The sequence below is a fragment of the Acidimangrovimonas pyrenivorans genome (genome assembly GCF_042643245.1).
GTDB lineage: Bacteria > Pseudomonadota > Alphaproteobacteria > Rhodobacterales > Rhodobacteraceae > Acidimangrovimonas > Acidimangrovimonas pyrenivorans.
The window spans coordinates 71,016-96,777 of sequence record NZ_JBHRSK010000015.1 but is presented as its reverse complement, the minus strand read 5'-3'; the positions used below and the strand labels follow the sequence as shown (position 1 = coordinate 96,777).

Here is a 25,762-nt window from a genome sequence, read left to right as displayed (position 1 = left end):
CTCAGAGCTTCTCGATCAGCTCCGGCACGGCGGTGAAGAGGTCGGCGACGAGGCCGTAATCGGCGACCTGGAAGATCGGCGCCTCCTCGTCCTTGTTGATGGCGACGATGACCTTGGAGTCCTTCATCCCGGCGAGGTGCTGGATCGCGCCGGAGATGCCGACGGCGACGTAGAGCTCGGGTGCCACCACCTTGCCGGTCTGGCCGACCTGCCAGTCGTTCGGGGCGTAGCCGCTATCGACCGCGGCGCGGCTGGCGCCGACGGCGGCGCCGAGCTTGTCGGCCAGCTTCTCGATCAGCGCGAAATCCTCTTCCGAGCCGACGCCGCGGCCGCCCGAGACGACGATCCCGGCCGAGGTCAGTTCGGGGCGGTCCGAGGCCGCGACCTTGTCCTCGACCCATTCGCTGAGCGCCGGGGCCTCGCCCGTGCCGATGGTCTCGACCGGGGCGCTATTGCCGGTGCCGGCGGCGTCGAAGGTCGAGGTCCGGACCGAGATCACCTTGGTCGCGTCGGAGCTCTTCACCGTCTGGATCGCGTTGCCGGCATAGATCGGCCGCTCGAAGGTGTCGCCGTCGACGACGCCCGAGACGTCCGAGATCACCATCACGTCGAGCAGCGCGGCGACCCGCGGCAGCACGTTCTTGGCGTCGGTCGTCGCCGGGGCGACGATGTGGCTGTAATCGCCGGCCAGCGAGACCACCAGCGCGGCGGTCGGCTCGGCCAGGCGGTGGCCCAGCGAGGCATCCTCGGCGACCAGCACCTTGGCGACGCCGTCGATCTTGGCGGCCTCGGCCCCGGCGGCGGCGGCCGAAGCCCCGGCGCAGAGCACGGTGACGTCGCCCAGCTTGGCGGCGGCGGTCACGGCCTTGGCGGTGGCGTCCAGCGCCAGCGTGCCGTCGGTCACTTCCCCCAGCAGAAGAACAGCCATCAGATCACCCCCGCTTCGGTTTTCAGTTTCTCGATCAGTTCGTCGACCGAGCCGACCTTGATCCCGGCCTTGCGGCCTTCCGGCTCGGCGGTCTTGACCACGGTCAGCCGCGGCGTGACGTCGACGCCGTAATCGGCGGAAGTCTTCTCGGCCAGCGGCTTCTTCTTCGCCTTCATGATGTTGGGCAGCGAGGCGTAGCGCGGCTCGTTCAGGCGCAGGTCGACGGTGACGATGGTCGGCATCTTGACCTTGATCGTCTGCAGACCGCCATCGACCTCGCGCGTCACCACGGCGCTGTCGCCGTCGATGTTGACCTCGGAGGCGAAGGTCGCCTGGGACCAGCCGAGCAGCGCCGAGAGCATCTGGCCGGTGGCGTTCATGTCGTTGTCGATCGCCTGCTTGCCGGCGATCACCAGGCCCGGCTGTTCTTCCTCGACCACCTTGGCCAGCAGCTTGGCGACGGCGAGCGGCTCGATGTCGGTATGGACGTCGTCGGCGGCGACGATCAGGATCGCCCGGTCGGCGCCCATCGCCAGCGCGGTGCGCAGCGTCTCCTGCGCCTGCTTGACGCCGATCGAGACCACCACCACCTCTTCGGCGGCGCCCTTCTCCTTCAGCCGGATCGCCTCCTCGACCGCGATCTCGTCGAAGGGATTCATCGACATCTTCACATTGGCCAGATCGACACCGCTCCCGTCCGCCTTGACGCGAACCTTCACGTTGTAGTCGATCACCCGCTTCACAGGCACAAGAACCTTCATCGGCGTGTCTCTCCCATTTCGCGCCCGCCGCGGCGGGCCTTCTCAAGCTCTCAAGGGTTGTTAGCGACTCCGCGGTGCAGAAAACAGGTCAAAATCGACATTGCCGCGCCTCGCGACGTCGCGTTTTTTGCCTCAGCGCGTCGCGCCGGGGACCCAGAGTACATCGTCCTTGCCATCGTCATTGGCGATCCGCCCGGCGACGAAGAACCAGTCGGACAAGCGGTTGAGATACTTGACCGCATCCGCGTTGGTCTCTTCCAAGCCGGCCAGTTCCACCGCCAGCCGCTCTGCCCGGCGGCAGGTGGTGCGGCACAGGTGGAGATGGGCGGCCAGCGCCGAGCCGCCGGGCAGGATGAAACTGCGCAGCGGCGTCAGGCGGGTGTTCATCTCGTCGATCTCGGCCTCGAGCCGGTCGGTCTGGCTGGCGACGATTCGCAGCGGGGTGTATTCGGCCTGGTCGTCTGCCGACGGGTTCGGCCGGCACAGATCGGCGCCGAGGTCGAACAGGTCATTCTGGATCCGCGCCAGCGCCGCGTCCAGCTCGCCCGTCGCGTGCAGCCGGGCGAGGCCGACCGTGGCGTTGGTCTCGTCGACGGTGCCGTAGGCGGCGACGCGGGGCGACTGCTTGGGCACCCGGCTGCCGTCGCCGAGCGCGGTTTCGCCCTTGTCGCCGGTGCGGGTGTAGATTTTCGACAGCACGACCATGGAAGCCTCACATGCGGCGGAAATAGACGTATACGAGGATCAGGACCACCGCGACGGCCTGGGCCATGATGCGCAGCCGCATGATGCGGTTGGCATGCTTGCGGTTGAAATCGCCGCCCCTGGCGAAGCCGCCGATGCCGACCATCAGGATGAAGACCACGGCGAGGGCGGCGACGGCGACGATGATGAAAAGCGGATCGTTGAGCATGAATTTATCCCCTCTTGGCCCCCATCTAGCGGTTATGGCGCCAAAAGCGAACCTCAAATGCTGCGGCGGATCGCCCGGTCAGGCCCACGTCAGCCCTTTGCCAGCACCCAGTCGAGCGCCCGGCTGGGCAGCAGTCGCCGCAGCGCGCCCGAGAAATAGGTCGGGGTGGTGACGTAGTAGCGTGGCCGCGGCCGGGGGCTTTCCAGCGCCCGGGCGAGCTTGGCGGTGACCGCGGAGGGCGGTAGCTCGAAGCGGTCGGGGCCGCGGCTTTCGTAGAGCCGTTTCAGCAGGCTGTCGCGATACTGCTCGGCGCGGGCGGAGCGTTCCCAGTCGACCCAGCGTTCGAAAGGCGGGATCGAGTTGACGCGGATCTTCGACGTCACCGGGCCGGGCTCGAGCAGGATCACCTTGACGGGCGTGTCGCGCAGTTCCAGCCGCAGCACGTCGGTCAGCCCCTCGAGCGCGAATTTCGTCGCCACGTAGGCGCCGCGCCACTTGATGCCGACGAGGCCGAGCACGGAGGAGCAGTTGACGATCCGGCCGTGGCCCTGCGCCCGCATCACCGGGATCACCCGGCGGGTCAGGTCGTGGACGCCGAAGAGGTTGGTCTCGAAGATCTCGCGCAGCGCGCCGCGCGGCAGGTCCTCGACCGCGCCGGGGCAGGCGAAGGCGCCGTTGTTGTAAAGCGCGTCGAGCGTGCCGCCGGTGCGGCGCAGCGCCTCCGCGACCGCTTCCTCGATGCTGGTCTCGTCGGCATAGTCGAGCCGGAAGCTCTCCAGCCCCTCGCCGCGCAGCCGTTCGCAATCGGCTTCGGCGCGGCAGGTGGCGAAGACGCGCCAGCCGCGTTGCTTCAGCCCGTGCGCCGCGTCGTAGCCGATGCCCGAGGAGCAGCCGGTGATGAGAATGGATCGTTCCGTCATGTCCTGCCTCTCGCCCCCGTCGTTCTATGCCCGATTTCGGGGCGCGATCAAACCCGCCCGGTTGAGTGCGGCCCGGCGCATTTCGGCTGGACCCGGAACCGGCACCGATTTACACCACATACATGACCGACGTCACCGACGACCCCAATATCGGCCCCGAGCCCGGCGGCCTTTCGCTGGCCGAACCGCTGCGCCGCGCGATCGGCGAGCGTTACCTGACCTATGCGCTGTCGACGATCATGGACCGGGCCCTGCCCGATGCCCGCGACGGGCTCAAGCCGGTGCACCGCCGCATCCTCTACGCGATGCGCGAGTTGCGGCTGACGGCGACCGGCGGCTTCCGCAAGTCGGCCAAGATTTCCGGCGACGTGATGGGCAACTATCACCCGCATGGCGACGCCGCGATCTACGACGCGATGGCGCGGCTGGCGCAGGATTTCAACGTTCGCTACCCGCTGGTCGACGGCCAGGGCAACTTCGGCAATATCGACGGCGACAACCCGGCCGCCAGCCGCTACACCGAGGCCCGGCTGACCGCCGCGGCCGAGGCGCTGATGGAAGGCCTGGCCGAGAACGCGGTCGACTTCCGCCCGAACTACGACGGCACGCTGGAAGAGCCCGTCGTCCTGCCCGCCGCCTTCCCCAACCTGCTCGCCAACGGCGCCAGCGGCATCGCGGTCGGCATGGCGACCAACATCCCGCCGCACAATATCGGCGAGCTGGTCAAGGCCTGCCTGCACCTGATCGACACGCCGGAGGCCCGCGACGAGACCCTCGTCAACATGATCCCCGGCCCGGATTTCCCGACCGGCGGCGTCATCGTCGAGCCGCGGGCGAATATCGTCGAGGCCTACCGCACCGGCCGCGGCAGCTTCCGGCTGCGCGCCCGCTGGCATGTCGAGGAACTGGGCCGCGGCACCTGGCAGATCGTCGTCACCGAGATCCCCTACCAGGTCCAGAAATCGCGCCTGATCGAGAAGCTGGCCGAGCTGATCCAGACCCGCAAGGTGCCGATCTTCGGCGACGTGCGCGACGAGTCGGCCGATGACGTCCGGCTGATCATCGAGCCGAAGTCGAAGAACGTCGATCCCGAGATGCTGATGGGGATGCTGTTCCGCAATTCCGACCTGGAAGTGCGCTTCAGCCTCAACATGAACGTGCTGATCGACGGTCGCACGCCCAAGGTCTGTTCGCTGAAGGAAGTGCTGCGCGCCTTCCTCGACCACCGCCGCGACGTGCTGCTGCGCCGCTCGCGCCACCGGCTGGGCAAGATCGACCACCGGCTGGAGGTGCTGGAAGGGTTCATCACCGCCTTCCTCAACCTCGACCGCGTCATCGACATCATCCGCTACGACGACGACCCCAAGGCGGCGCTGATGCGCGAGGACTGGTCGCGCAAGCAGGCGCGGGCGACGTCCGAGGCCGACTACGTCAGCCCGCCGCCGGGCAAGGGCGAACTGTCCGAAGTCCAGGCCGACGCCATCCTCAACATGCGCCTGCGCAGCCTGCGCCGGCTCGAGGAGATCGAGCTCTTGCGCGAGCAGGACGCGCTGATGCGCGAGCGGGCCGAGATCATCGACCTGCTCGACAGCGAAGTCCTGCAATGGCGCCGCATCGCCGAGGAGCTGCGCGAGGTGCGCAAGCAGTTCGGCAAGGATGCGCCGGGCGGCGCCCGCCGGACCGAGTTCGCCGAGGCCGGCGAGGTCGAGGAGGTGCCGATCGAGGCGATGATCGAGCGCGAGCCGATCACCGTGGTCTGCTCGAAGATGGGCTGGATCCGGGCGATGAAGGGCCATATCGCGCTCGACTCGGAACTCAAGTTCAAGGACGGCGACGAGGGCCGCTTCGTCTTCCATGCCGAGACCACCGACAAGCTCCTGGTCTGCGGCACCAACGGCCGGATCTACACCGTGATGGGCTCGAACCTGCCCGGCGGCCGCGGGATGGGCGAGCCGCTGCGGCTGATGGTCGACCTGCCGAACGAGGCCGACATCGTCGACATCCTGATCTACCGCCCGGGCGAGAAGCTGCTGATGGCCTCCTCGGCGGGGGACGGTTTCGTCGTCAACAGCGACGAGGTGCTGGCCCAGACCCGCGCCGGCAAGGTGGTGCTGAACGTGCGCGGCGAGGTCAAGGCCAGGGTCTGCCGCAAGGTGGCGGGCGATCATGTCGCCGTGGTCGGCGAGAACAGGAAAGTGCTGGTCTTCCCGCTGGCCGAGCTGCCCGAGATGGCGCGCGGCAAGGGCGTGCGGTTGCAGAAATACAAGGATGGTGGCCTGTCGGACGCCACCACCTTCACCCTTGCAGAGGGTCTCAGCTGGAAGGACCCGGCCGGCCGCACCCGCACCGAGACCGACCTGGCCGAATGGCTCGCCAAGCGCGCCAGCGCCGGCCGCATGGCCCCGCGCGGTTTCCCGCGCGACAACCGGTTCACCTGAGGCCGGGACCGCTGTGCCCAGCGAAGCCACGCGCTACTCTTTCATCTTCACTCAAATATCCTTGGGGGTCCGGGGGCGAAGCCCCCGGCCTCGCTCGGGCTTCGCCGCTAGACCCTCTCCACCGTCAGCCACACCCCGCCCTCGGGTCGCAGCGTCAGGATCAGCACCGGCTTGGGCGCCCGGCCCGGCACCGGGGCGAAGCGGAAGCGGGCGAGCAATGTGGCGAGGATGATCACCGCCTCCTGCACGGCGAAGGAGGCACCGATGCAGATCCGCGGCCCGTCGCCGAAGGGCAGGTAGGCATAGCGGTCGATCGCCTTGGGATCGGCGAAGCGGTCGGGGTCGAAGCGGTGCGGGTCGGGCCAGAGCAGATGATTGCGATGCAGCGCGTAGATCGGCAGCATCACCGTGTCGCCCGGCCGCACCTCGCGGCCGAGCAGGTTGTCGGGCGCCAGGGCGCTGCGCGACAGGAAGGCGGCCGGCGGGTAGAGCCGCAGCGCCTCGTCGACGATCCGGCGGATATAGGGCAGGGCGGGCAGGTCTTCCGCCGTCGCCGCCCGGTCGCCCAGCACCGCCTGCGCCTCGTCGCGGGCCTTCTGCTGCACCTCCGGATCGAAGGCGCAGAGATAGAGCGCCCAGGCCAGCGTCAGCGCCGTGGTCTCGTGCCCGGCGACGATGAAGGTGAGCAGGTTGTCGCGCAGCTCCGAGGTGGTCATCTGGCGGCCGCTCTTGGGGTCCTCGCCGGCCATCAGCAGGTCGAGCAGGTCGGGGACGCCCGCGTGCCCCGCCGCCCGCCGCGCCTCGATCGCCTCGTCCGCGACCCGCTTCATCTCGCGCATGGCGCTGGTCGAGAACAGCCGCCGGGCCCGCGGGATCCATTCCGGCGCACCGATGATGTCGAGCAGCGAGACCTTGGCGGTCTCGGCGATATAGGCGTCGATGGCGCGGTGGACGCCGGCGCGGTCGAAGGCCTCACCGCCCGAGAAGGTGACGTCCGAGATCACCTCGAAGGTCGCGGTGACCATCTCGTCATGCAGGTTGGCGGCGCGGCCGGCGGCCTTGTCCAGCCTTTCGCTGGCTCGCTCGGCGGCGGCGGTCATCACCGGGCCGAGGGCCGAGATGTTGCGATGGCTGAAGACCGGCGCGGCGACCCGGCGCTGCCACAGCCAATGGGCGCCCTCGGCGACGAACAGGCTTTCGCCGATCGCCGGCCGCAGCACCATCTTGGTGACGTCGGATTTCGGGTAGTCCTCGACCCGCTCCTTGAGGATGCGGCGGTTGCAGTCCGGGTCCATCACCATGTGCCAGCGCTTGCCGGTGCGGCCCGAGACGATGGGCTGGCGGGTGGCCAGTTCCGGGATCAGCTCGAGCAGGTTGCGGCGCGCGTTCCTGAACGAGCCCCAGATGCCGAGGGGCTCGGTGACGAGCGGAACCTGAACGGGCGTGGCGGCGGTCATCGGCGGCCCCTGTTTGCCTGAAGGGAAATATAGGCGGGACAGGGCAGGGGGCAAAGGGGAAGCGCCTTCTATCAGGTCGCCCGTTTCGCCCGGCGGCAACGCCGGGCAGCGCCCGACCCTCCCCCCGGGAGGGCGCATTCTGCAGCTGGCCAAGCGGATCGCGCTCCTGGCGGACGGAGAACGCTGGCCTGTGGCAGAGGTTGCAGGCGCCCACCCAGGGTCGGGCGCCGCCCTTGCCGCTCAGTTCAGCCCCGGATCGCCCTTAGCATCACGTTGACATTCTCCGGATCGGCATCCGGCGTGATGCCGTGGCCGAGGTTGAAGATATGCGGTCCCTTCGAGAACGCCTTGACGATCCGCCTGGTCTCGTCGATCAGCTCCTGCCCGCCGGTGACCATCAGCTTGGGATTCAGGTTGCCCTGGACGCAGCCGTCGACCTGCACCTTCGCCGCCGCCCAGTCGGCCGAGACCGAGTTGTCCAGCGCGACGCAGTCGGCCCCGGTCGCACGCGCGAAACCGACATAGCGCTCGCCCGCTTCGCGCGGGAAGGCAATCACCGGCAGTCCCGGGTGGCGCGCCTTGAGTTCGGTGATGATCCGCTTCGCCGGTGCCAGCGCGAAATCGTCGAAATCCTGGCCCTTGAGCGAACCGGCCCAGCTGTCGAACAGCTTGACCACCTCGGCCCCGGCCTCGACCTGCTTCGACAGGTACTCGATCGTCGCCTCGGCGATCAGGTCGATCAGCGCCGAGAAGCTCGCCCGGTCGGCCGCCTTGAAGGCATGGGCCGGCCCCTGGTCCGGCGTGCCGCGACCGGCGATCATGTAGGTCGCCACCGTCCACGGCGCGCCGGCGAAACCGATCAGCGTGGTCTCGGCCGGCAGTTCGCCGGACAGGATCTTCACCGTCTCGTAGACCGGCGCCAGGTGCTCGTGGATGTCGTCCTTGCCCTTCAGCGCGGCCAGTCCGGCGGCGTCGGTGATCGTCGACAGCCGCGGCCCCTCGCCGGTGACGAACCACAGGTCGGCGCCCAGCGCCTGCGGCAGCAGCAGGATGTCGGCGAACAGGATCGCCGCGTCGAAACCGTAGCGCCGGATCGGCTGCAGCGTCACCTCGGCCGCCAGCTCGGGCGTGTAGCACAGCGACAGGAAGTCGCCCGCCTTGGCCCGGGTGGCGCGGTATTCCGGCAGGTAGCGCCCGGCCTGGCGCATCATCCAGACCGGCGGCACCGGCAGCACCTCGCCCGCAAGGGCGCGCAGAATGGTCTTGTCCTTGGCTGCCGTCATCGGTCCCTCCTCGTCTTTCGCGCCTTGCCTTGCCCCTCTGCGTCTCCGTGTCAAGCCGGCGGGGCATTGTCAGGCCGATTTGCCACGGCTAGAGGTGTGCCATGACAAACGCCACGCCCACCCCCGACCAGCCCCTGCGCATCGGCACCCGCGGCTCGCCGCTGGCGCTGGCCCAGGCCCACGAGACGCGTGACCGGCTGAGGGCGGCGCATGGCCTGCCCGAGGCCGCCTTCGAGGTGGTGGTGATCAAGACCACCGGCGACGACCGCGCGATGATCGCCGCCGACCGGCCGCTGAAGGAGATCGGCAACAAGGGGCTGTTCACCAAGGAGATCGAGCAGGCGCTGAGCTCGGGCGCGATCGACATCGCGGTCCATTCGATGAAGGACATGCCGACCGAGCAGCCCGCCGGGCTGATCCTCGACTGCTACCTGCCGCGCGAGGATGTCCGCGACGCCTTCGTCTCGCCCGCGGTCAAGCGGCTGATCGACCTGCCCGAGGGCGCCACCGTGGGCTCGTCAAGCCTGCGCCGCCGGGCCCAGCTGGCGCAGCGCCGGCCCGACCTCAAGCTGGTCGAGTTCCGCGGCAACGTGCAGACAAGGATGCAGAAGCTGCAGGACGGCGTCGCGGCGGCCACCTTCCTCGCCATGGCCGGGCTCAACCGCCTCGGCATGGCCGATGTCGCCAGCTCGGCCATCGACCCCGAGGAGATGCTGCCCGCCGTCGCCCAGGGCGCCATCGGCATCGAGCGGCGCAGCGCCGACGCGGCCACGGGGGATCTTCTGGCCGCGATCCACGACACGCCGACCGCGCAGCGTCTCGCCGCCGAACGCGCCTTCCTCGCCACGCTCGACGGCTCCTGCGAGACGCCGATCGCCGGCCTGGCGCTGCTCGACGGCTCGGAGCTGTGGCTGCGCGGCGAGATCCTGCGCCCCGACGGCTCGGAGGTCATCAGCGGCGAGCGTCGCGGCGCGGTCTCCGACGGCGCCGACCTCGGCGCCGACCTTGCCCGCGAATTGCTGGCCCAGGCCCCGGCAGGGTTCTTCGACTGGCGCAGCCACTGACAGGCGGAACGAAAGAGGGGCAGAAAACCCGCCCCCTTTCATCTTCATGAAAATATCCCGGGGGTTCGGGGGCAGCGCCCCCGGCCTTGCCTCTCGATCCCTAGGCCGGGTCGGCCCCGATCCGCACCAGCTGCTTGCCGAAATTGCCGCCCTCCAGCATCTTCATGAAGGCGGCGGGAGCGTTTTCCAGCCCCTCGGCCACGGTCTCGCGGTAATGGATCGTGCCGTCCGCGACCCTGGGCGCGACCTCGGCGACGAAGGCGGGCTGGCGGTCGTAGCGGTCGAAGATGATGAAGCCCTCGACCCGCAGCCGCTGGCGCAGGATCGCGCCCCAGACCACCGGCGCCGGGGCCGGGTTCTCGGCGCCCGAATACCAGGCGATCATGCCGCACAGCGCGATCCGGCCGAAGGTCTTCATGTTCGGCAGCACCGCCTCCAGCGTCTTGCCGCCGACATTCTCGAAATAGCACTCGACGCCGTCCGGCGCCGCCGCGGCGATCTGCTTGCCCAGCTCCTTGGCATCCGCCGCCGCGCGGTGGTCGAGGCAGGCGTCGAAGCCCAGCTCCTCGACCGCGTAGCGGCACTTGTCGGCCCCGCCGGCGACGCCGATCACGGTCATCCCCTTGAGCCTGGCCAGCTGCCCGACCAGGCTGCCGACCGCGCCGGTGGCGGCCGAGACGACGATGGTCTCGCCCGGCTTGGCCTCGAGGATGTCGTTCAGCCCGACCCAGGCGGTCAGCCCCGGCATCCCCAGCACGCCGAGATAGGCCGACAGCGGCGCGCCGGCCTTGGGGTCGATCTTCTGCACCAGCGTGCCGTCCGAGATACCGTGCGTCGCCCAGCCCAGCGGCGCGACGACGAGGTCGCCGGGGGCATAGCCGTCATGGTTCGAGGCGATCACCTCGGCGACGCAGCCCGCCGTCATCGTCTCGCCGATCTCGACCGGCTTGGCATAGGATTTCGCCGCGCTCATCCGGCCGCGCATGTAGGGATCGAGCGACAGCCAGATCACCCGGGCGAGGAACTCGCCGGGGCCGGGCTGCGGCAGCGGTTCTTCCTCGAGCCGGAAATTCTCGGGGCCGGGTTTCCCCGGCGGGCGGCTGGCAAGGACGATGCGTTTCATCGTTTCGGTCATCGGGGCCTCCCTTGAATGGATCGGTGACACCATAGGAGGGTGCCGGGACACGGCAAGGGGCCGCCGGGCTTGACCCTGCGTCGCAGCGCCCGCGCCGTCCTGCGCCGGTCGGGCCTCAGGGCAGCACCTTGCCCGGGTTGAGAATGCCCTTGGGATCGAGCGCCGTCTTCACCGCCCGCATCACCTCCAGCGCCACCGGGTCCTTGCGTCGGCGCATGCTGGGCAGCTTCGACAGTCCGACCCCGTGCTCGGCCGAGAAACTGCCGCGCAGCTCGAGCACGACATCCTCGATCGCCTCGCGGATGCGGTCGGCCAGGACGGGATCGTCCGAGGTGGGATAGACCGTGAAATGCATGTTGCCGTCGCCGAGGTGGGCGACGTTCATCGTCTCGAACCCCGGGTCGAGCGCGGGCAGCCGGGCATGGATGCGCTCGATGAAGGTCGCCACCTGGTCGAGCGGCACCGCGATGTCGGTATCGACCAGAGGGTGGCGGCTGAGCGTGATCTCGGCCGCCAGTTCGCGCCGGTGCCACATCTCGTTGCGCTGGGCCTCGGAACTGGCGACGACGGCGTCGAGGATCATCTCCTCTTCCAGCATCCCGGCCAGCGTCTCCTCCAGCAGCGCCGCGATCGGCACCGTGCCGTCGGGGCCCGGGGTGACGTCGCGCGGCGCGGTCGCGCCGACCTCTACCATCAGGGTGACGTCGTAGGTCTGCCCGAAGGGCGGGCGCAGCTCGGGATGGCAGATCGCCATGCGCTCCATGTAGCTGCGCGGCATGAACTCGAAGGCCTCTACGGCGCCGCCGGTCGCCTCCTGCAGCCGGTTGAGCAGCACCAGCGCCTCGCTGAGCGACGGCGCCGCGACCATCGCGGTGGCATAGGCGCGCGGCTTCGGCACCAGCTTGAGCACCGCCGCGGTGATCACCCCCAGCGTCCCCTCGGCGCCGATGAACAGGTCCTTGAGGTCGTAGCCCGAGTTGTCCTTGTGCAGCTCGCTCATCAGGTCCATCACCCGGCCGTCGGCCAGCACCACCTCGAGCCCGAGGCAGAGCGCCCGGGTATTGCCGTATCGCAGCACGTTCGAGCCGCCGGCATTGGTCGACAGGTTGCCGCCGATCATCGCCGAGCCGCGGGCGCCGAAGAACAGCGGAAAGGCGAGCCCGTGCTGCTCGGCCGCCTCGTGCAGCTTGGCCAGCACGACGCCGGACTCGACGATCGCCACCCGCGCCTCGGGCCGGATCTCGCGGATCCGGTTCATCCGCTCCAGCGACAGCATCAGCACGCCCTCGGCCGAGGTGCCGCCGTTGAGACCGGTATGGCCGCCGACCGGCACCACCGGCATGCCGGCCGCGTGGGCCAGCTGCATCACCGCCGAGACCTCTCCGGCCGTCGCCGGTCGCAGCACCGCCAGCGGGTTCCAGCTGTATTTCCCGGTGACGTCGCGGCCATAACGCGCGGCATCGGCCCCGGTCAGCACCTGCGCCTCGCCCAACTCCGCCCGCAGCGCCTCGATCAGCTCCATCCTGCTCTCCTTCGCAACCTGCCGGCAGTCTTGACCCCGGCGCCGGGCGCGGTCAATGGCCCGGCCGGACGAGAGCGGCGGGCGGCGGAAGCCTCCGGCGGGAGTATTTCGCCAAAGAAGAAGCCCGTTTCTTCTTTGCCCAAATACTCCGGGGGAGCCGCCAATGGCGGCGGGGGCAGCGCCCCCTCCCCGGCCGGGCAGGGGCGGCACGCCTAGTTCACGCGCGCCAGCAGCTCCAGCACCTTCGGGCCGAGATCGTCGACGATCAGCTTCACCCCGGCGGCGCTGGGATGGATGGCGTCGCCCTGCATGTAGTCGTTCATCGCCTTGGTCCGGTCGGGCAGGGCGTCGAGCGCGGCGAAGAAGTTCGGCACGTAGAGCGCGCCGTATTTCCGCGCCAGCTCGGGGAAGATCGCGTCGAAGCGGCGCTGGAAGTCGGGGCCGTAATTCGCCGGCGCGGTCATCCCGATCAGCAGGATCGGCAGGCCCTTGTCGCTGGCCGCCTTGAGGATGCCGTCGAGATTGGCGCGGGTGTGAGCCGGGTCGATGCCGCGCAGCAGGTCGTTGCCGCCCAGCTCGACGATGATCGCGTCGCCTGCGCCGCTCAGGGTCCAGCCGATCCGCGACAGCCCGCCGGCCGTTGTGTCGCCCGAAACCCCGGCATTCATCACCTTCACATCGGCGCCATGGGCGGTCAGCCAGGCCTGCAGCTGCGGCACGAAGCCCTCGCCCTGGATCAGGCCGTAGCCCTCGGTCAGGCTGTCGCCGAAGGCAATCAGCGCCGTCCTGGCGGCGGCGGGCAGCGGCGCGGCGGCCACGAGGGCAAGGCTCAGCGCGGCAAGGAACTTGCGCCGCCCGGCCCGCGCCCCATATCCCTTCCAGAGCTGCCGCAGGAGTTTGACGATGCCCGACCCGATCCTCAGCCTCGAGGGGCTGCGCCTGTCGCTCGAAGGCAATGCCGGGCCGGTCGAGATCCTGCGCGGGATCACGCTGTCGGTGGCCAGGGGCGAAACGCTGGGGCTGGTCGGGCCGTCGGGATCTGGCAAGTCGTCACTCCTGATGGTCATGGCCGGGCTGGAACGCGCCACGGCGGGCACAGTAAGGGCGCTGGGCCAGGACCTGACGACGATGAACGAGGATCAGCTGGCCCGCTTCCGCAGGGGCAATATGGGGATCGTGTTCCAGTCCTTCCACCTGATTCCCACCATGACCGCGCTGGAAAACGTTGCCGTGCCGCTGGAACTGGCGGGCGTGGCCGATGCCTTCGAACGGGCCGAGGCCGAGCTGGTGGCGGTCGGGCTGGCGGAACGGATGGGCCACTACCCCAGCCAGCTGTCGGGGGGCGAGCAGCAGCGGGTGGCGCTGGCCCGCGCCGCGGCGCCGCGGCCGGCGCTGCTGCTGGCCGACGAGCCGACCGGCAATCTCGACACCGCCAACGGCGCGGCGATCATGAAGCTGCTGTTCGAGCTGCGCGACCGCCACGGCGCGACGCTGGTCCTGGTCACCCATGCGCCGGAGCTGGCCGGGCGCTGCGACCGGGTGGTGCGGCTGGCCGACGGCCAGATCGCCGGAGAGGGGCTGCAGAGGGCCGCGGAATGAGCCCGCCCGGCACCCTGCGCCTGGCCGCCCGCTTCGCCCGGCGCGAGCTGCGCGGCGGGCTGGCCGGGTTCCGCATCTTCCTCGCCTGCCTGACGCTGGGCGTCGCCGCCATCGCCGGGGTCGGCATGGTGCGCTCGGCGATCGAGGCCGGGCTGGCGCAGCAGGGTGCGGTCCTGCTGGGCGGCGACGCGCAGATGGAGTTCACCTACCGTTTCGCCAGCGAGAAAGAGCGCGCCTTCATGGTCGAGCATGCCGATAGGGTCTCGGCGGTGGTCGATTTCCGCTCGATGGCCGTGGTCGGCCATGGCGACCAGGCCGAGCGGGCGCTGACGCAGGTCAAGGGTGTCGACCGGAATTACCCGCTGACCGGCACGGTCGGGCTGGCGCCGGCTATGCCGATCCGGGTGGCGCTGGCCGGCGGCGACGGGCTGCCGGGCGCGGTGATGGACCGGGTGCTGGTCGACCGGCTTGGGCTGAAGCCGGGCGACAGCTTCCATCTCGGGCGGCAGGACTTCCGGCTGATGGCGGTGCTGACGCATGAACCCGACAGCGCCACGGCGGGGATCGGCCTCGGCCCCCGCACCATCGTCGCCACCTCGGCCTTGGACAATTCCGGCCTGCTGGTGCCCGGCTCGCTGTTCGAGTCGAAATTCCGGTTGTTGCTGCCGCCCGGCACCGATCTGGCGCGCCTCAAGCAACAGGCGATGGCGCAGTTCCGCGATACCGGGCTGCGCTGGGCCGACCGGCGCAAGGCGGCGCCCGGGGTCGAGACCTTCGTCCGTCGCATCGGCTCTTTCCTGGTGCTGGTCGGGCTGGCCGGGCTGGCGGTCGGCGGGGTCGGCATTTCCGCCGCCGTGCGCGCCTATGTCGAGGGCAAGACCGCGACCATCGCGACGCTGAAGACGCTGGGCGCCGAGGGCAGCCTGATCTTCGCCAGCTACCTGATGCAGATCGGTGCGCTGACCCTGCTGGGCGTGGCACTGGGCGTCGCTCTGGGCGCGGCGGTGCCGTTGCTGCTGGCCCCGGCGATCACCGCCGCGCTGCCGTTCCCGGCCGTCTTCGCCCTCTATCCCCAGCCGCTGGCCGAGGCGGCGCTCTACGGTCTGCTGACGGCGTTGCTGTTCACCCTGTGGCCGCTGGCCCGGACCGAGGAGATGAAGGCGGCGGTGCTGTTTCGCGACGAATCTGGCCGGCGCCGGCCCTGGCCGCGGCCGCGCTACCTGGCGGCGACGGCGGTGCTGGCGGCGGCGCTGGTCGGGACGGCGACCTGGTTCTCCGGCGTGCCGGCGCTGGCGCTGTGGAGCGTGGGCGGCATCCTTGCCGCGCTGGCGATCCTGCTGCTGGCGGCGCTGGCGGTGCACCGGCTGGCACGGCGGCTGGCCCGGGCTAGGGCGCTGCACGGCCGCACCGCGCTGCGGCTGGCGCTGGGCGCCGTCGGCGGGCCGCGCAGCGAGGCGGCGCCGGTGATCCTGTCGCTGGGGCTCGGGCTGGCGGTGCTGGCGGCGGTCGGCCAGATCGACGGCAACCTGCGCCGCGCCATCGACCGCGACCTTCCGCAACGGGCGCCGAGCTATTTCTTCATCGACATCCAGCCCGACCAGCTGGCCGGCTTCCTCAAGCGGCTGAAGGACGACCCGGGGGTCAGCAAGGTCGACACCGCGCCGATGCTGCGCGGCATCATCACCCGGATCAACGGCAAGCCGGCGACCGAGGTGGCCGGCAATCACTGGGTGCTGCGCGGCGATCGCGGCGTCACCTTCTCGGCCACGCCGCCGGCGCGGACCAAGATCACCGCCGGCACATGGTGGCCCAAGGACTATTCCGGCCCGCCGCAGATCAGTTTTGCCGCGCAGGAGGCGCAGGAACTGGGACTGAAGCTGGGCGACACCCTGACGGTCAATATCCTCGGCCGCGACATCACCGCGACGATCACCAGCTTCCGCGCCGTCGATTTCGCCACCGGCGGCATCGGCTTCGTTCTGTCGATGGACCCGGCGGCGGTGGCCGGCGCGCCGCACAGCAACATCGCCACGGTCTATGCCAGGCCCTCGGCCGAGGCGGCGATCCTGCGCGACGTCTCCGACGCCTATCCCAACATCACCGCGATCCGCGTCCGCGACGCCATCGACCGCGTCACCGAGGCGCTTTCCGCCATCGCCGCCGCCACCTCGGGCGCGGCGGGGGCGACGCTGCTGACCGGTTTCATCGTGCTGATCGGCGCGGCGGCGGCGGGCGAGCGGTCGCGGGTCTACGAGGCGGCAGTGCTGAAGACGCTGGGGGCGACGCGGGCGCGCATCCTCGCCAGCTTTGCCCTGCGCTCGGCGGTGCTGGGCGCGGCGGCGGGCGGCGTCGCCATCGTCGCCGGCGGGCTGGCCGGCTGGGCGGTGATGCGCTTCGTCATGGATGCGCCCTTCGTCTTCGAGCTCGGCCCGGCGCTGGCCATCGTCGCCGGCGGGGCGCTGGCGACGCTGTTGGCCGGGCTCCTTTTCGCCCTGCGGCCGCTGGCGGCGCGGCCGGCGCGGGTGCTGCGGGCGCGGGAATAGGGCGCCGTCGGCGTGGCGGGGCCGGGGCAAAGCTGCTATAGCTCTCGAAAATGTCAGATGCCCCCGGCGGGCCTTGCAGCGGAACAGAATGCCAGACGACCCCTTTCCCGATTTCGTGCCGGTCACGGTGCACAAGCGCGACGTCTTTTCCGAAACCGTTTCGGGCCACCTGCGTGACGCGCCCGAGGCAACTGTGGTGCTGCGCCGGATCGACCATACGCCGCTCTGGGCCCGGCCGATCGCCTGGCTGCTGATCCGGCGCGAGATCCGGGCGCTGCGCGCGGCGAAGGGGATCGCGGGCGCGCCGCAGCTGGTCCGGGTCGGCCGGCTGGCCCTGCTGCGCAGCTGGATCGCGGGCACGCCGCTGCAATTTGCCCGGCCGGCGGGGCCGGAATGGTATCGCGATGCCCGCCGCCTGCTGCGCGAGATGCGCCGCCGCGGCATCACCCATAACGATGTCGCCAAGCCGCAGAACTGGCTGATGACGCCCGACGGCCGCGCCGCCGTGATCGACTTCCAGCTCGCCTCGCGGCATCGCCGCCGTGGCCGCTATTTCCGCACTCTGGCGCGCGAGGACATGCGCCACATGCTCAAGCAGAAGCGCGCCTTCGCCCCCGACCTGCTGACCCCGGCCGAGCGCAAGATGCTGGCGCGCAAGGCCTGGCCGTCGCGGGTCTGGATGGCGACCGGCAAGCGGGTCTACAACTTCGTCACCCGGCGGCTGATGCACTGGTCCGACGGCGAGGGCAGCGGCAACCGGCTGGCCGAGGACGGACCGAAGATCCGCGCCGCGCTTGAACCGCGGGCCGAGATCGCGGAAGTGGCGATCTGCGCCTATCCCCAGCCCGCCGGCGGCACCGGCCTGTACGTCTTCGCCGAGACCGGGCTGAGCGACAAGCGGCTGCGGGCGCTGGTGCCGGCGCGGCTGGCCGAGCTGGTCCAGCCCGTGCCGGCCCTGCCGCGCGGCCCGAATGGCGAGTTGCGCGACGACCTGTTGCAGCTGGTGGCGATGAACCGGCTGGACGAGCTGGAACCCAAGCTCGCCGCCGACCCGGCGCTTGACGACTTGATGGCCCCGATCGTGAACCAGCGCCGCAATCTCAAGGACCGCTACGACAAGGCGGCCGGGCCGGGCAAGGACCGGCCGTCGGTGCAGGGCGCCTTCTGACCGTCCGCTGTCGCCAATGCGCTTTGCGTTACCGGGCGCCTCGGCCTAGCATCGCCGGGCAAGCCGGAGGACGCCCATGACCGATCACCCCCGCCTGATGTCGCCGTTGACCTTGCGCGGCCACAGCCTGCGCAACCGCATCGTCTTCGGCGCCCATACCGCCAACATGGCCGAGGAGGGGCTGCCGGGCGACCGTTTCGGCGCCTACCTGCTCGAGCGGGCGCTGGGCGGGGCGGCGATGATCGTCGCCGAGCCGATGCCGATCCATCCCACCGCCGTGCTGACGCGGGGCAATTTCCGCCCCGGCACCGACGACGTCATCCCCTATTTCCAGCGCGTCACCGAGCCGGTGAAGGACGCCGGCGCGGTGATCCTGCAGCAGCTCTACAGCGTCGGTCAGCACGGCGATTCCGATCTGTCGTTCCGCCCGCATTGGGGCCCGTCCGGCCGGCCGTCGTATCACGACAGCGACGGCTCCCACGCCATGACCGAGACCGAGATCGAGGAGATCATCGACGCTCATACCGCCGCCGCTGTCCGCTGCCAGAAGGCGGGCTTTCAGGGGGTCGAGATCTGGGCCGCCTACCATTCCCTGCTCGACCAGTTCTGGACCCCGTGGTCGAACCGGCGCGACGACCGCTGGGGCGGCAGCCTGGAAAACCGCACCCGGTTGTCGCGCAGCATCGTCGAGAACATCCGCCGCGCCTGTGGCGAGGAGTTCATCGTCGGAATGGCGATCTCGACCTCGGATGCCTACGACGTGCTGCTGAGCCAGGAGGCGCTGGCCGAGATCGTCGCGCTGCACGACGCCACCGGCCATATCGACTACGTCACCTGCGGCCATGGCGGCTATCTCGATTTCGAGCGGCTGATGCCGACCTTCCTCTACGGCGACAAGCTGACCGCCCCCTTCACCGAGGAACTGAAAAGGGTCGTCAAGCAGGCCAAGGTCACCTCGGAGGCGCATATCCGCACGCCCGAGAATGCCGAGGCCGTCATCGCCTCGGGCCAGGCCGACCTGGTGTCGATCGTCCGCGGCCAGATTGCCGACCCGCACCTGGCGCGTAAGACCGCCGAGGGCAGGGCCGAGCAGGTGCGCGGCTGCATCTCCTGCAACCAGATGTGCTGGGGCCGGCGCTCGCGCGACTACTGGATCTCCTGCCTGATCAACCCCTCGGCCGGGCGCGAGTTCGAATGGGGCGGCGACCGCTTCACCAGGGCCGAGGCCTCGCGCAACGTGCTGGTGGTCGGCGGCGGCCCGGCCGGGCTGGAGGCGGCGCGGGTGGCGGCCGAACGCGGCCACGAGGTGGTGCTGGCCGAGGCGAGCGGCGATCTGGGCGGCCAGTTCCGGCTTGCGGGCATGCAGCCGCGCCAGGCCCAGATCCTCGACCTGATCGACTGGTACGAAAGCGAGTTCCGCCGCCTCGGCGTCTCGGTCCGGCGCCACAGTTATCTCGAGGCCGAGGAAGTGCGGAAGTCGGACGCCGACACAGTGGTGCTAGCCACCGGATCGCTGCCCGACGGCACCGGCCGCCAGCGCTGGCTGCCCGGCGCCGAGGAATTGCCGGGGCTGGGCCACGGAAGGGTGTGGTCGGCCGAGGAGGTGATGCGGCGCGAGGCCCGGCTGGGCAACACGGTGCTGGTCTATGACGAAGGCGGCAACTGGCGTGGCTGCGGCACCGCCTGGCACCTGGCCGAGATGGGCAAGCAGGTGATCCACGTCACCCCCGACCCGATGATCGGCAAGGAGCTGGTGCGGACCTCGGCCGACGGCCCGTTGCGCGCCCGTCTCGCCCGGGCCGGGGTGCGGATGCTGACCGAGCGGGTGATCGCCGAGTGGTTCGGCAATGCCGCCCTGCTGCGCAGCCTGCTCGACGGCAGCGAAGAGCGGGTGGCGGCGGATTCGGTGGTGATGGCGACGACGAACATGGCCTTCGATCCGCTCTCGGCCGCGCTGGAGGGCATGGAGGTCCACCTGATCGGCGACGCCGCCGCGCCCCGGCTGGCACCCTACGCCTTCCATGACGGCCGCCGGGTGGGGCTGCGGCTATAGCGTCGTGCTGGCCTCGGCATGGGCCAAGGCCGAAGGTGCGTTGCAGCCGCAGATCGCCGGCGCCTCGCGGATCAGGCTGTCGTCGGTCAGGGCATGGACCATGAACAGCGCGAAATCGGTGCGCCGGGTCAGGTTCGAGGCCAGCACCGGGTCGCCGACATGGCGCGCCCAGACCGGCAGGCCCTCGCTCGGCCCTTCCTCGAGATCCGAGCCGCGCACCACGGTCCAGTCCCGGTCCGAGGCGAAGATGCGCCGCGTCGCCTCGACCTGGTCATTGAGGTCGACCAGCCGCAGCCAGCGGGCGACGGCGCCGAAGACGGCGACGAAGGCGCGCAGCTTGAGCGGGTAGCGGTCCTTGCCATCGCGCGAGATGTGCCAGCCGCAGGAGAAGACCAGCCGGGCGCCCGGCTCGGCGAGGTCGAGCACCGCCTGCGCCGTGCCCGAGGCGTAGTGCTGCATGCCCCAGGGCACCAGCACGGTCAGCACGCCGTCGCAGCCCTTCACCGCCTGCGCGATCACCGCGCGATCGTCGGTGCGGCCGGGGAACAGGGTGATGCGGCCGGCGAAGCGGTCGAGCTTGGCCACGCTCTCGGGCCGGCAGACGCCGACGACCTCGTAGCCGCGGGCCAGGGCGTGTTCGGTCATGTGTTGGCCGAGCTTGCCGGAGATGCCGATGATGCAGACCCGTTTCATGGGGCGTCCTTTCAGTTTCGAAGACGGGCAGGGGATAGCGCGCCGCCATTCCAAAGGAAATTGACATATTTTGTCTGGATATTATGCATAAATGCATGGATTGGCGCTCTGTCACCTTCGATTGGAACCGGGTCCGGGCCTTCCTCGTCACCGCCGAGGAGGGCTCGCTCTCGGCGGCCGCCCGGGCGCTGGGTCTGGCGCAGCCGACGCTGGGGCGGCAGGTCGACGCGCTGGAGCAGGAGCTGGGCGTGGCACTGTTCGAGCGGGTCGGGCGCGGGCTGCGGCTGACCCCGGCGGGGCATGAACTGGTCGCGCATGCGCGGGCGATGGGCGATGCGGCCGGGCGGCTGTCGCTGGCCGCCGCCGGGCAGAGCGAGGCGATCGCCGGCGAGGTCTCGATCAGCACCTCGGATGCCTATGCGGCGATGTTGCTGCCGCCGATCCTGCAGCGGCTGCACGCGGCCGAGCCGCGGATCCGGATCGAGGTCATCGCCGCCAACGACCCGGCGGACCTGCTGCGCCGCGAGGCCGACATCGCGATCCGCAACTTCCGACCCGAGGAACCCGACCTGATCGCCCGCAAGCTGCGCGAGGCCGGGGCGCGGCTCTACGGCACGCCGGACTACCTCGACAGCCTCGGTCCGCTGCGCGAGCCGGCCGATCTGGGCCGGGCCAGTTTCATCGGCATCGAGGGCGCGGGGATGCTGATGGCGCGGCTCAACCAGTTCGGCCTGGGGCTGACCGAGGCGCATTTCCCGTTCCGCTGCGCCAGCTACCCGGCGATGTGGGCGCTGGTGAAGCAGGGGCTGGGGCTGGGCATCCTCGACGACCGGCTGGGCGATGCCGACCCGGCGGTGCGCCGCGCCCTGCCGGAATTCGTGCCGGTGACCTTCCCGGTCTGGCTGGTCGCCCATCGCGACATCCACCGCAGCCGCCGGCTGCGGGTCGTCTTCGACTTCCTTGCCGAGGCGCTGCGCTAGCGGCGGGGCAGGGCAGGCTCAGGCGGCCGAGCCGCCCACGGTCAGCCCGCCGACCAGCAGCGTCGGCTGGCCGACGCCGACCGGCACCCACTGCCCGGCCTTGCCGCAATTGCCGATGCCGGGGTCGAGCTTCATGTCGTTGCCGATGGCGCGGACGCGTTTCATCGCCGTCGGCCCGTCGCCGATCAGGGTCGCGCCCTTGACCGGGGCGCCGATCTTGCCGTTCTGGACCCGGTAGGCCTCGGTGCAGGAGAAGACGAACTTGCCGTTGGTGATGTCGACCTGGCCGCCGCCGAAGCCGACGGCATAGATGCCGTCCCTGACCTCGGCGACGATCTCTTCCGGCGCCGCGTCGCCGCCGAGCATGTAGGTATTGGTCATCCGCGGCATCGGGATATGGGCGTAGCTTTCGCGCCTTCCGTTGCCGGTCGGCTCGACGCCCATCAGCCGGGCGTTCTGGCGGTCCTGCATGTAGCCGACCAGCACGCCGTCCTCGATCAGCACGTTCTTGCCCGAGGGCGTGCCCTCGTCGTCGAAGGTGAGCGAGCCGCGGCGGTCGGGGATGGTGCCGTCGTCGAGGATGGTCACCCCCTTGGCGGCGACCTGCTGGCCCATCAGACCGGCGAAGGCCGAGCTCTGCTTGCGGTTGAAGTCGCCCTCGAGCCCGTGGCCGACCGCCTCGTGCAGCAGCACCCCGGGCCAGCCGTTGCCGAGCGCGACATCCATCACCCCGGCCGGGGCCGGGACGGACTCGAGGTTGACCAGCGCGATGCGCAGTGCCTCGCGCGCGGTTTCCTCCCAATGGCCGCGCTCGATGAGTCCCGTCAGGCCGACGCGGCCGCCGCCGCCGGCACCGCCGGATTCCCGCCGTCCGCCCTGTTCGACGATGACTGAGACATTTAGTCGCGCCATTGGCCGGATGTCGGTCATCAGCCCGCCCTCGGGGCGCAGGATGTAGACCTCCTGCAGCGAGGCGGCGAGCGTCGCCGAGACCTGGACGACGCGCGGGTCGAGCGCCCGGGCGAAGGCGTCGATCTCGCGCAGGGTCTCGATCTTCACGCCGAAGCCGGCATCGCCCATCGGGTCGGTCTCGGCATAGAGATGGCGGTTGGTGCGGGCCGGCGGATCGGCCAGAACTCCGCCGCCGTCGCCGACCGCCAGACGCGCGGTTTCGGCCGCCCGAACCAATGCTGCCTCGGTCAGATGCGTCGAATGGGCGTAGCCTGCGACCTCTCCGCGCACCGCCCGCAGACCGAAGCCTTCCGAGGCGTCGTAGCTCGCGTTGCGAATCCTGCCGTCGTCGAGAACCAGCGCCTCCGAGCGCCGCCGCTCGAGGAAAAGCTCGCCATCATCGGCCCCGTCGGTGGCGCCGCGCAGGATGGCGAGGGCGCGCTCCTGATCGAGGTGCGTCTCGAAGGGGCGAAAGCTGTCCTGGGTCATTGGCGGTGCCTCGATATGTCTTTGATCTGGATCAAGCGGCGTCACTACGCCGCGACGTTTTGCTTGTCGATTCAGTCGTAATATGGTTTCACGAAAAAGAGAAACAACGGGGCACCGCCGGTCGGGAGGACGGCAGGGGGGAGCCCGGACAAGCAGGCGTGAACGCCGCGGACAGCTACGGGAACATAACATGCGACTCTCGACCATTTTCTCGGGCCTGGGCGCCACATCCGCATCGCTGATGATTGCCGGCGGCGCACTGGCGCAGAACGTCAAGATCATCGGCCAGCCGGTGGACGGCAAGATGGGCTTCCAGCCGGCGGGCACTCCGGTGGCGCAGGAGCTGCAGCGGCTCGACGGCATGATGACCTACATCATGACCGGCATCGTCATCTTCGTCACGCTGCTGCTGCTTTATGTCATCTTCCGCTTCAATTCCCGCGCCAACCCGACGCCGGCGAAGTTCACCCACAACACCCCGCTCGAGATCACCTGGACCCTGGTGCCGATCCTGATCCTCGTCGTCATCGGCTCGTTCTCGCTGCCGGTGCTGTTCAAGGAACTGGAGATTCCGAAGGCCGACCTGACCATCAAGGTGACCGGCAACCAGTGGTTCTGGACCTACCAGTACCCGGACGAGGGCTTCAGCTTCGACAGCTTCATGCTGGGCAAGGACGAACTGGCCAACAAGGGCTATGACAAGAGCGAGTATCTGCTGGCCGTCGACGAGCCGGTCGTGGTGCCGGTCGGCAAGACCGTGGTCGTGCAGATCACCGGCGCCGACGTGATCCACTCCTGGGCGGTGCCCGCCTTCGGCGTCAAGCAGGACGCGGTGCCCGGCCGCCTGGCCGAGGCCTGGTTCAAGGCCGAGAAGGAAGGCGTCTATTTCGGCCAGTGCTCGGAGCTGTGCGGCAAGGACCACGCCTACATGCCGATCGAGGTCAAGGTGGTGAGCCAGGCCGATTACGACAAGTGGCTGGCCAACGCCAAGAAGGAATTCGCCAGCAACAAGCCGGCGAAGAAGCCGACCACCGATTTCGCCAGCGCCGCGCCGTCGGCGCCGGCCGGGGCCATGCCGCTGCGGCTTGCCTCGAACGACTGAGGGGCGTAGGGCGCGGAGGGCTTCCGGGAGGGGAAGCCATCCGTTCCTGCCCTGATATGAGGACGCAATGACCGACATCCGTGCGTATGAACAAAGCGGCGACGCGGGCTTTGGCGACTATGTCGCCCTGCTCAAGCCGCGGGTGATGTCCCTGGTGGTCTTCACCGCGCTGGTCGGGTTGCTGGCCGCGCCGGTTTCCGTCCATCCCTTCATCGCCTTCACGGCCGTTCTGTTCATCGCCCTGGGCGGCGGCGCCTCGGGCGCTCTCAACATGTGGTGGGACTCGGATATCGACCGGGTGATGCGCCGCACCCGCGGCCGGCCGATCCCCTCGGGCCGGATCGAGCCGGGCGAGGCGCTGGGCCTCGGTCTCGGGCTGAGCGTGATCTCGGTCACCATGCTGGGCCTGGCCTCGAACTGGCTCGCCGCCGCGCTGCTGGCCTTCACCATCTTCTTCTATGTCGTCATCTACTCGATGTGGCTCAAGCGGACGACGCCGCAGAACATCGTCATCGGCGGTGCCGCGGGCGCCTTCCCGCCGATGATCGGCTGGGCCGTGGCCACCGGTGGCGTCAGCATCGAGAGCGTGCTGATGTTCGCGCTGATCTTCATGTGGACGCCGCCGCATTTCTGGTCGCTGGCGCTGTTCATGAAGTCCGACTACGCCGATGCCAAGGTGCCGATGCTGACCGTCACTCACGGCCGCAAGTCGACCCGGACCCATATCCTGGTCTACACCCTGCTGCTGGCGCCGGTGGCGCTGGCCGCCGGCTTCACCTCGATCGGCGGGCCGGTCTACCTGGCGGCCTCGCTGGTGCTGAACGCGATCTTCCTGACCGGCGCCTGGCGCATCTGGCGGCGCGACGAGGCGACGGCCGAGGCCGACAAATATGCCGTCGAGAAGAAGGTCTTCGGCTTCTCGCTGGTCTACCTGTTCCTCCATTTCAGCGCCTTCCTGGTGGAAGCGGTGCTGCATGGCTACGGGCTGGGGGGCTGGTGATGCCGATCGCCCAGGAACACGAGCTGCACAAGCGCCGGCTGAGCCGCAATCTCGGCCTCGGCCTGACGCTGATCGCCTTCGTCGTGCTGGTCTTCGGCATGACCATCGTCAAGGTCCAGCACCAGGACGAGGCCAAGAAAGCCGCGCATCTGTCCCTGACCGCGGGGGCGAAGAAATGAAGCGTCTCGAGGGCCCCCGCAAGACGGTCGCGCTGCTGGTCGGCGTGGTGCTCGTCATGGGATCGCTCTCCTTCGCCGCGGTGCCGATGTACAACTGGTTCTGCCGCACCACCGGCTTCGGCGGCACCACCCAGACCGCCGCCAAGCCTTCGGACAAGATCCTCGACCGCACGATCACGGTGCGCTTCGACGGCTCGCTGGAGCGCGGCATGCCGTGGCAGTTCAAGCCGGTGCAGACCAAGATGGACCTGCGCATCGGCGAGACCGGGCTGGCCTTCTACGAGGCCTACAACCCGACCGACCACCCGATCGCCGGCACGGCCAGCTACAATGTCGCGCCCTACAATGCCGGGGCCTATTTCATCAAGATCGCCTGCTTCTGCTTCACCCAGCAGGTGCTGCAGCCGGGCGAGCGGGTGCAGATGCCGGTGACCTTCTACATCGACCCGGCCATCGCCGAGGACCGCGAGGCGAAATACACCGACCACATCACGCTGTCCTACACCTTCCACGAAACCGAACTACCCGCGGAGGAGGCGAGCGCCGCTCCCCTCCCTGCCAATGACAATGACCGAGTAAACTGA

At 69.7% G+C, this 25,762-nt stretch carries 23 protein-coding genes; 11 read left to right on the top strand and 12 right to left on the bottom strand.

The window, feature by feature from the left end; translation table 11 throughout:
* Position 1: 1 nt before the first annotated feature.
* The 5 genes from ACFOES_RS16990 to ACFOES_RS16970 form a co-directional block, all read right to left on the bottom strand.
* Entirely contained in the window at positions 2-928 is a 927-nt protein-coding gene (locus ACFOES_RS16990) for an electron transfer flavoprotein subunit alpha/FixB family protein (protein WP_377834560.1), read from the bottom strand.
* Entirely contained in the window at positions 928-1,689 is a 762-nt protein-coding gene (locus ACFOES_RS16985; protein ID WP_377834559.1) for an electron transfer flavoprotein subunit beta/FixA family protein, read from the bottom strand. Before ACFOES_RS16985 ends, ACFOES_RS16990 begins: the two co-directional genes overlap by 1 nt.
* A 132-nt stretch (positions 1,690-1,821) precedes the next feature.
* Positions 1,822-2,394 carry a cob(I)yrinic acid a,c-diamide adenosyltransferase gene (locus ACFOES_RS16980; protein WP_377834558.1) on the bottom strand — a complete coding sequence of 191 codons (573 nt, stop codon included), beginning with the start codon at positions 2,392-2,394 and terminating at the stop codon, positions 1,822-1,824.
* Positions 2,395-2,401: 7 nt separating this feature from the next.
* Positions 2,402-2,602, bottom strand: a complete 201-nt coding sequence (locus tag ACFOES_RS16975) for a twin transmembrane helix small protein (RefSeq protein WP_377834557.1) — start codon at positions 2,600-2,602, stop codon at positions 2,402-2,404.
* A gap of 89 nt (positions 2,603-2,691) precedes the next feature.
* Positions 2,692-3,522 carry an SDR family NAD(P)-dependent oxidoreductase gene (locus ACFOES_RS16970; protein WP_377834556.1) on the bottom strand — a complete coding sequence of 277 codons (831 nt, stop codon included), beginning with the start codon at positions 3,520-3,522 and terminating at the stop codon, positions 2,692-2,694.
* Positions 3,523-3,644: 122 nt separating this feature from the next.
* Here ACFOES_RS16970 and ACFOES_RS16965 point away from each other — a divergent pair, with 122 nt between their 5' ends.
* On the top strand, positions 3,645-5,960 hold the full coding sequence (locus ACFOES_RS16965) for a DNA topoisomerase IV subunit A (RefSeq protein ID WP_377834555.1): 2,316 nt from the start codon (positions 3,645-3,647) through the stop codon (positions 5,958-5,960).
* A 107-nt stretch (positions 5,961-6,067) separates the two neighbouring features.
* Here the strand turns inward: ACFOES_RS16965 and ACFOES_RS16960 are convergent, their stop codons facing one another.
* Both ACFOES_RS16960 and hemE read right to left on the bottom strand, forming a co-directional pair.
* On the bottom strand, positions 6,068-7,417 hold the full coding sequence (locus tag ACFOES_RS16960) for a cytochrome P450 (protein WP_377834554.1): 1,350 nt from the start codon (positions 7,415-7,417) through the stop codon (positions 6,068-6,070).
* Positions 7,418-7,662: 245 nt separating this feature from the next.
* Positions 7,663-8,700, bottom strand: coding sequence for a uroporphyrinogen decarboxylase (gene hemE, locus ACFOES_RS16955; protein WP_377834553.1), 1,038 nt, complete (start codon positions 8,698-8,700; stop codon positions 7,663-7,665).
* 101 nt (positions 8,701-8,801) lie between these two features.
* On the opposite strand from hemE, the gene hemC reads away from it, so the two are divergent.
* Positions 8,802-9,764, top strand: a complete 963-nt coding sequence (gene hemC, locus ACFOES_RS16950) for a hydroxymethylbilane synthase (protein ID WP_377834552.1) — start codon at positions 8,802-8,804, stop codon at positions 9,762-9,764.
* Positions 9,765-9,864: 100 nt separating this feature from the next.
* On the opposite strand, the gene ACFOES_RS16945 is transcribed toward hemC, so the two are convergent.
* The 3 genes from ACFOES_RS16945 to ACFOES_RS16935 form a co-directional block, all read right to left on the bottom strand.
* The gene (locus ACFOES_RS16945) at positions 9,865-10,899 is read right to left on the bottom strand and encodes an NADP-dependent oxidoreductase (RefSeq protein WP_377834551.1); all 1,035 of its coding nucleotides are present in this window, start codon (positions 10,897-10,899) and stop codon (positions 9,865-9,867) included.
* A gap of 115 nt (positions 10,900-11,014) precedes the next feature.
* Positions 11,015-12,421, bottom strand: coding sequence for an FAD-binding oxidoreductase (locus ACFOES_RS16940; protein WP_377834550.1), 1,407 nt, complete (start codon positions 12,419-12,421; stop codon positions 11,015-11,017).
* 212 nt (positions 12,422-12,633) lie between these two features.
* Positions 12,634-13,239 (bottom strand): arylesterase, encoded by a 606-nt coding sequence (locus ACFOES_RS16935; protein ID WP_377834549.1) that lies wholly within the window; start codon positions 13,237-13,239, stop codon positions 12,634-12,636.
* 85 nt (positions 13,240-13,324) lie between these two features.
* Between ACFOES_RS16935 and ACFOES_RS16930 the strand changes: the two genes are divergently transcribed.
* The 4 genes from ACFOES_RS16930 (at position 13,325) to ACFOES_RS16915 (ending at position 19,784) form a co-directional block, all read left to right on the top strand.
* A complete protein-coding gene (locus ACFOES_RS16930; protein WP_377834548.1) occupies positions 13,325-14,020 on the top strand; it encodes an ABC transporter ATP-binding protein in 696 nt (231 codons plus the stop codon).
* Positions 14,017-16,563 carry an ABC transporter permease gene (locus ACFOES_RS16925; protein ID WP_377834547.1) on the top strand — a complete coding sequence of 849 codons (2,547 nt, stop codon included), beginning with the start codon at positions 14,017-14,019 and terminating at the stop codon, positions 16,561-16,563. Before ACFOES_RS16930 ends, ACFOES_RS16925 begins: the two co-directional genes overlap by 4 nt.
* An 88-nt stretch (positions 16,564-16,651) precedes the next feature.
* On the top strand, positions 16,652-17,731 hold the full coding sequence (locus ACFOES_RS16920) for a serine/threonine protein kinase (RefSeq protein ID WP_377834546.1): 1,080 nt from the start codon (positions 16,652-16,654) through the stop codon (positions 17,729-17,731).
* Between the two features lie 76 nt (positions 17,732-17,807).
* The gene (locus ACFOES_RS16915; RefSeq protein WP_377834545.1) at positions 17,808-19,784 is read left to right on the top strand and encodes an oxidoreductase; all 1,977 of its coding nucleotides are present in this window, start codon (positions 17,808-17,810) and stop codon (positions 19,782-19,784) included.
* On the opposite strand, the gene ACFOES_RS16910 is transcribed toward ACFOES_RS16915, so the two are convergent.
* On the bottom strand, positions 19,779-20,477 hold the full coding sequence (locus ACFOES_RS16910; protein WP_377834544.1) for an NAD(P)-dependent oxidoreductase: 699 nt from the start codon (positions 20,475-20,477) through the stop codon (positions 19,779-19,781). The two genes, ACFOES_RS16915 and ACFOES_RS16910, sit on opposite strands and share 6 nt — an antisense overlap.
* Before the next feature lie 95 nt (positions 20,478-20,572).
* Between ACFOES_RS16910 and ACFOES_RS16905 the strand changes: the two genes are divergently transcribed.
* Positions 20,573-21,457 carry a LysR family transcriptional regulator gene (locus tag ACFOES_RS16905; RefSeq protein ID WP_377834543.1) on the top strand — a complete coding sequence of 295 codons (885 nt, stop codon included), beginning with the start codon at positions 20,573-20,575 and terminating at the stop codon, positions 21,455-21,457.
* A gap of 18 nt (positions 21,458-21,475) precedes the next feature.
* On the opposite strand, the gene tldD is transcribed toward ACFOES_RS16905, so the two are convergent.
* Positions 21,476-22,897 carry a metalloprotease TldD gene (gene tldD, locus ACFOES_RS16900; RefSeq protein WP_377834542.1) on the bottom strand — a complete coding sequence of 474 codons (1,422 nt, stop codon included), beginning with the start codon at positions 22,895-22,897 and terminating at the stop codon, positions 21,476-21,478.
* A gap of 190 nt (positions 22,898-23,087) precedes the next feature.
* Here tldD and coxB point away from each other — a divergent pair, with 190 nt between their 5' ends.
* The 4 genes from coxB to ACFOES_RS16880 all read left to right on the top strand — a co-directional run bounded on the left by coxB (position 23,088) and on the right by ACFOES_RS16880 (position 25,762).
* On the top strand, positions 23,088-23,999 hold the full coding sequence (gene coxB / locus ACFOES_RS16895; RefSeq protein WP_377834541.1) for a cytochrome c oxidase subunit II: 912 nt from the start codon (positions 23,088-23,090) through the stop codon (positions 23,997-23,999).
* 67 nt (positions 24,000-24,066) lie between these two features.
* The gene (gene cyoE / locus ACFOES_RS16890; protein WP_377834540.1) at positions 24,067-24,999 is read left to right on the top strand and encodes a heme o synthase; all 933 of its coding nucleotides are present in this window, start codon (positions 24,067-24,069) and stop codon (positions 24,997-24,999) included.
* The gene (locus ACFOES_RS16885; RefSeq protein ID WP_377834539.1) at positions 24,999-25,178 is read left to right on the top strand and encodes a hypothetical protein; all 180 of its coding nucleotides are present in this window, start codon (positions 24,999-25,001) and stop codon (positions 25,176-25,178) included. Before cyoE ends, ACFOES_RS16885 begins: the two co-directional genes overlap by 1 nt.
* The gene (locus tag ACFOES_RS16880) at positions 25,175-25,762 is read left to right on the top strand and encodes a cytochrome c oxidase assembly protein (RefSeq protein ID WP_377834538.1); all 588 of its coding nucleotides are present in this window, start codon (positions 25,175-25,177) and stop codon (positions 25,760-25,762) included. Before ACFOES_RS16885 ends, ACFOES_RS16880 begins: the two co-directional genes overlap by 4 nt.